5 protein-coding genes and 1 pseudogene are annotated in these 5406 nt (G+C 71.5%); 1 reads left to right on the forward strand and 5 read right to left on the reverse strand.

Features of this window, described 5'->3' with window-relative positions; genetic code table 11:
* Positions 1 to 133: 133 nt before the first annotated feature.
* Both ftsX and ftsE read right to left on the reverse strand, forming a co-directional pair.
* Positions 134 to 1045, reverse strand: a complete 912-nt coding sequence (gene ftsX, locus ACWEQL_RS40625) for a permease-like cell division protein FtsX (protein ID WP_452156358.1) — start codon at positions 1043 to 1045, stop codon at positions 134 to 136.
* 58 nt (positions 1046 to 1103) lie between these two features.
* Positions 1104 to 1793, reverse strand: a complete 690-nt coding sequence (ftsE, locus tag ACWEQL_RS40630; RefSeq protein WP_030308213.1) for a cell division ATP-binding protein FtsE — start codon at positions 1791 to 1793, stop codon at positions 1104 to 1106.
* A gap of 350 nt (positions 1794 to 2143) precedes the next feature.
* Here ftsE and ACWEQL_RS40635 point away from each other — a divergent pair, with 350 nt between their 5' ends.
* Positions 2144 to 2338, forward strand: a complete 195-nt coding sequence (locus ACWEQL_RS40635; RefSeq protein WP_452156361.1) for a hypothetical protein — start codon at positions 2144 to 2146, stop codon at positions 2336 to 2338.
* Between the two features lie 163 nt (positions 2339 to 2501).
* Here the strand turns inward: ACWEQL_RS40635 and prfB are convergent, their stop codons facing one another.
* From prfB to ACWEQL_RS40650, 3 genes and pseudogenes are all read right to left on the reverse strand, one after another.
* The gene (gene prfB / locus ACWEQL_RS40640) at positions 2502 to 3614 is read right to left on the reverse strand and encodes a peptide chain release factor 2 (protein ID WP_452156363.1); all 1113 of its coding nucleotides are present in this window, start codon (positions 3612 to 3614) and stop codon (positions 2502 to 2504) included.
* Positions 3615 to 3671: 57 nt separating this feature from the next.
* Positions 3672 to 4940 carry a serine/threonine-protein kinase gene (locus tag ACWEQL_RS40645; protein ID WP_452156365.1) on the reverse strand — a complete coding sequence of 423 codons (1269 nt, stop codon included), beginning with the start codon at positions 4938 to 4940 and terminating at the stop codon, positions 3672 to 3674.
* 217 nt (positions 4941 to 5157) lie between these two features.
* A pseudogene (locus ACWEQL_RS40650) lies at positions 5158 to 5406 on the reverse strand (serine/threonine protein kinase); the annotation flags it as partial.

Consider the following 5406-nt stretch of genomic DNA (forward strand, 5'->3'; position numbering starts at 1 on the left):
TTGCGCGTTGTTTGTGTCTTGACTTGGTCGTCTCCCCACCCCCGCCGCGCGGGGGGGCGGTGCCGGCCGTGGGGGCACGGGGGGCGCCCCCGGCGGGCGCAGTGCCGTCCGGGGCCGCCGGGCTGACCCGGGGTCAGACCTTGAGGTACTTGCGCAGGGTGAAGAAGGCCGCGATACCGGCCATGCCCATGCCGACCACCACCAGCAGCGGGATCACCGCCAGCACCGAGGAGAGCCCGATGAAGTGGATGAACTGCACCCGCTCGGCCAGGAAGCCCTGGACGAAGAAGTGCCCGCCGAGCAGCAGCCCGGAGGCCATGACCGCGCCCAGCAGGGCGGCGAAGGCGGCCTCGGCGATGAACGGCATCTGCACGTAGAAGTTCGAGGCGCCGACCAGGCGCATGATGCCGGTCTCGCGCCGCCTGCTGTACGCCGACACCCGGACGGTGTTGACGATCAGCAGCAGGGCGACGAAGAGCATCAGCACCATGATCACGAACGCCGCCGTCTGCAGACCGTTCAGCAGGCCGAAGAGGTTCTCCAGGATCTTGCGCTGGTCCTCGACCGACTTCACGCCGGGCTGGCCGGCGAAGGCGCTCTGGATGACGTCGTACTTGGTGGGGTCCTTGAGCTTCACCCGCCAGGACTGCGGGATGGCCTCCGGGCCGAGGACGGAGATGAGCGGGTTGTCCGGGTTCATCTCCTTCCAGTGCTTGTACGCCTCGGCCGAGTTCTCGAAGGTCGACGACTGGACCACCGAGTCCATCTTGTCCAGCTTGGACTTGATGTCGGCGATCTGCTGGTCGGTGGCCGCGCCCTTGTCGCACTGGGGCGAGTTGCGGGCGTCCGCCTTGGTGCAGAAGTAGATGCTCACCTCGACCTTGTCGTACCAGTACCCCTTCATGGAGTTCACCTGGTCACGGACCAGGAGCGAGGCACCGGCGAGGGCGAGGGAGAGCGCGACACTGACCACGACCGCGATGGTCATGGTCAGATTGCGGCGGAGACCCACACCGATCTCCGACAGGACGAACTGCGCGCGCATGCTTGTGACAACTCCAGGATCGGTACCGGTCGGGCAACGTGGCCGGCGGCCTACGGGATCAGTGCTGGTACCCGTAGACGCCGCGGGCCTGGTCGCGGACCAGCAGCCCCTTGTCGAGCTCGATGACGCGCTTGCGCATCTGGTCGACGATGGCCTGGTCGTGGGTGGCCATCAGCACCGTGGTCCCGGTGCGGTTGATCCGGTCGAGCAGCTTCATGATGCCGACCGAGTTCTGCGGGTCGAGGTTACCGGTGGGCTCGTCCGCGATCAGCAGCATCGGCCGGTTCACGAACGCCCGGGCGATCGCCACGCGCTGCTGCTCACCACCGGACAGCTCGCCCGGCATGCGGTCCTCCTTGCCGCCGAGGCCGACCAGGTCCAGCACCTCGGGCACCACCTTGGCGATGGCACTCTTGGGCTTGCCGATCACCTCCAGCGCGAAGGCGACGTTCTGGGCGACCGTCTTGTTGGGCAGCAGGCGGAAGTCCTGGAAGACCGTGCCCAGCTGGCGGCGCATGTGGGGCACCTTCCAGTTGGACAGCTTGCCCAGGTCCTTGCCCAGCACGTGCACCTCACCCGTGGAGGGCCGCTCCTCGCGCAGGCACAGGCGCAGGAAGGTGGACTTGCCCGAACCGGACGAGCCGACCAGGAAGACGAACTCACCCTTCTCGATCTCCAGCGAGACGTTGTCCAGGGCGGGACGGTTCTGCTTGGGATAGGTCTTGGAGACGTTGTCGAATCTGATCACGGCTGCATCACGGGGGCCATCCTAGGCGGCGCCAATCCTCGGTCGATCCACCCCGGGCGCCCGGCCCTGGGGGTGGGCGAAGGGAGTGGAATGCGCCACTCCCGGCTTGGGACCATACGCGAAGCGGCGGCCGGCCCGCAGGTTCGGGCCAGGACATTGCCCGAAAGTTGGGGGACAATGCCCGGTTATGCCCCGAAAATTGCGAGGCATCTCACAGCGCGCGGGCCGGAACCGGAAGAACCTGGCAGAGTGGAGGTGGTGGCCTGGGTTGGCCGCTCCCCCGCACAGGGCATGAGAAGGAACCAAAGCCCCGTCCGGTGCGTTGGCAATAGCAGCGAGGAGGAGATCGCATGACCTGCGACCATCTGGTGTGCGCCAACTGCAACGGCCGCGTGAGCGAGGGCCGCTGCCCGGTCTGCCGCGCCAACCGGGCCCGTCTGCAGGAGCAGCAGGGCCCGCTCGCCGCGCTGTCCCCCGCCATGCTGCTGGCCCTGCTGGCCGGGCTGCTCGCGGTGGTGGTGATCGCCCGGCAGGCGCTGGCCTGAGACGCGTACGCGAGGGCCCCGACCGGATCCGCTCCGGTCGGGGCCCTCTCACGTGTGCGGCGGGTGCGCGGCGCCTACTGCGCGGCGGTCTCCCGCTGCTTGCGCCGGCGGATGCCGGCCTCGATGCCGTGCTTGATGTTCATCGAGGCCGCCATCCTCACGATCAGCTCGCGGCGGTCTCCCGCTGCTTGCGCCAGCGGATGCCGGCCTCGATGAAGCCGTCGATGTCGCCGTCCAGGACGGCCTGCGGGTTGCCGACCTCGAACTCGGTGCGGACGTCCTTGACCATCTGGTACGGGTGCAGCACGTAGGAGCGCATCTGGTTGCCCCAGGAGCTGCCGCTGTCCTTGAGCGCGTCCATCGCGGCCTTCTCCTCCTGGCGGCGCCGCTCCAGCAGCTTGGCCTGGAGGACGTTCATCGCCGAGGCCTTGTTCTGGATCTGCGAGCGCTCGTTCTGGCAGGAGACCACGATGCCGGTCGGGAGGTGCGTGATGCGCACCGCCGAGTCGGTGGTGTTGACGCCCTGGCCGCCGGGGCCGGAGGCGCGGTACACGTCCACGCGCAGGTCGCCCTCGTCGATGTCGACGTGGTCGGACTGCTCGACGACCGGGAGCACCTCGACCCCGGCGAAGGAGGTCTGCCGGCGGCCCTGGTTGTCGAACGGCGAGATGCGCACCAGACGGTGGGTGCCCTGCTCGACCGAGAGGGTGCCGTAGGCGTACGGCGCCTTGACGGTGAAGGTCGCGGACTTGATGCCGGCCTCCTCCGCGTACGAGGTGTCGTACACCTCGGTGGGGTACCCGTGCCGCTCGGCCCAGCGCAGGTACATGCGCATGAGCTGCTCGGCGAAGTCGGCGGCGTCCACGCCACCGGCCTCGGCGCGGATGTTGATCAGGGCCTCGCGGGCGTCGTACTCGCCGGACAGGAGGGTACGGACCTCCAGCTCCTCGACCGCCTTCTTGACGGCGTCCAGCTCGGTCTCGGCCTCGGCGCGGGTGTCCGCGTCGTCCTCGGCCTCGGCGAGCTCGAACAGCACGCCCAGGTCCTCGATGCGGCCGCGCAGGGTCTCGACCCGGCGCAGTTCGCCCTGGAGGAAGGAGAGCCGGCTGGTCACCTTCTGCGCGTTCGCGAGGTCGTCCCACAGGTCGGGGGCGGCTGCCTCCTCCTCCAGGCGCGCGATGTCGGCCCGGATCTTGTCCAGGTCGAGGACGGCCTCGATCGACCCCATGGTCGTTTCGAGGTTCTTGAGCTCTTCGGAAGGATCGACGGCTGCCACGCACCCAGGGTAATGGTTCCGGGGGTGTACCTGACGACAGTGGGGGCTCCCCGTCGGCTACGGGGCCCGGGGCGCCGTGGCGTGGCTCCCGGGCCGGGGCTGTCCGCCCTGGTGGGAGGGGGCGCTCGCGGCGAAGGCCGTCCACGCGGCGGCCGCGCCCGCGAGCAGCAGCAGGGTCGCCAGCAGCACCGCGAGCACCCGGCGGCGGCGCAGCAGGGCGGCCTGCCGGCCGCGCCGGTGGCCGGCAGGGCCTGCGGCGGTGCGCTGGGCGCGGGACTCGGCCGCGTACGAGGCCAGCTCCTCGGCGGAGGGGCGGCGCAGGCTGGTGTGGGTGTCCCGGGTGGAGTCGGGGGCGGCGCCGGGCACCAGCGGGACGGCGGGGCCGCGCCGGCGCTTGTGGGTGCCGGGGCCGGCGTCGACCTCGGCGTACACGGCCTCGCCGGGGGTCAGCGCCTCCTCGGCGGGCGCGCGGCCCTGCGCGGGGATGGCGAGCACCGGCAGTCCGGCCAGCGCGGGCAGCTGCTCGCGCAGCCGCTCGGCCAGCTCGGCGGCGCGCAGCCGGGAGGCCGGGGCCTTGGCCAGGCACTCGGCGATGATCCGCCACAGGCCGTCCGGCAGTCCGGGCACCGGCGGCACCTGCTCGGTGACGTGCCGGCGCAGCACCGCGCCGGTGTGGCCGCCGCCGAACGGGGTGAAGCCGGCCAGCAGCTCGTACAGCACGGTGGCCAGGGCGTAGATGTCGACGGCGGCGCGCGGCTCCAGGCCCTCGATGATCTCGGGGGCGAGGTAGTCGGGGGTGCCGATGATCCGGGTGGCGCGGGTGCGGCGGGGGGCGTCGACCAGGCGGGCCACGCCGAAGTCGGTGAGCTTGGCGCGCGGGGCGCCGCCGGGTCCGGGGGCGGCGGCAAGGTCGAGCAGGACGTTCTCGGGCTTGACGTCCCGGTGGACGATCCCGGCGGCGTGCGCGGCGGCGAGGCCGTCGGCGACGTCGGCGATCACCGAGACGGCGGCCTGCGGGGCGAGCGCGCCGTCGCGCTCCAGCCGGGAGCGCAGGTCGGTGCCCTGGACGAGCTCCATCACCAGGGCGAGGTCGCTGCCGTCCACCACCATGTCGCGCACGCCGACCACCCGGGGGTGGTCGAGGCTGGTGAGCGCGGCGCGTTCCTGGACGAAGCGGCCGACCAGCACCTGGTCGGCGGCGAGGTCCTCGCGCAGCAGCTTGACCGCGACCGGACCGTCCGGGCCCTCTCCGAGCCACACGGTCCCGGCGGAACCCCGGCCGATCACCTGGTGGACGGTGTAGCGGCTGCCGATCTTGCGTGCCAATGCTGCTCCGTGGGCGGCGGGAGCGCTCCGGAGGGGGCCCGGTGCGCTCGGTGGGGCGGGACAACAGCGACCAACCTACGCGCCCGAGGGGCCCGCGGGGGCCGCCGTCGCCGTTCGGGCGGGCACCACTTGACGGGAAATCTTGTGAACTGTCGACATGGCGACAATCCCGGCCCCCTTCTGTCCGGAAGGGGGCCGGGACGCGGCTCCGGGGGCGCTACGGAGCGGACGAGAACAGGTTCCGCACCCAGTCGATCGCGTCGACCACCCAGTCCCGGGCGGTCGCCCAGTACTGGGGCAGGTCCGTGAAGTTCCACAGCGCCGCCGCGGCCAACGCCAGGACCAGCAGCACCATCAGACAGCCCTTCAGACAGCCGAGGCCCGGGATGTACATCCGGTTGCGGCTGCGCGGACGGCGCTCGCGGGCGGGCGCCGGCTCCCGGCGGGCCGGCTCGCGCGGCGGCGC

The organism is Kitasatospora sp. NPDC004240 (assembly GCF_053603215.1).

Excerpts from the sequence above, each read along its gene's own strand:
- ftsX (WP_452156358.1), bottom strand. The coding sequence starts at position 1,045 with ATGCGCGCGCAGTTCGTCCTGTCGGAGATCGGTGTGGGTCTCCGCCGC.
- ACWEQL_RS40635 (WP_452156361.1), top strand. The coding sequence starts at position 2,144 with ATGACCTGCGACCATCTGGTGTGCGCCAACTGCAACGGCCGCGTGAGC.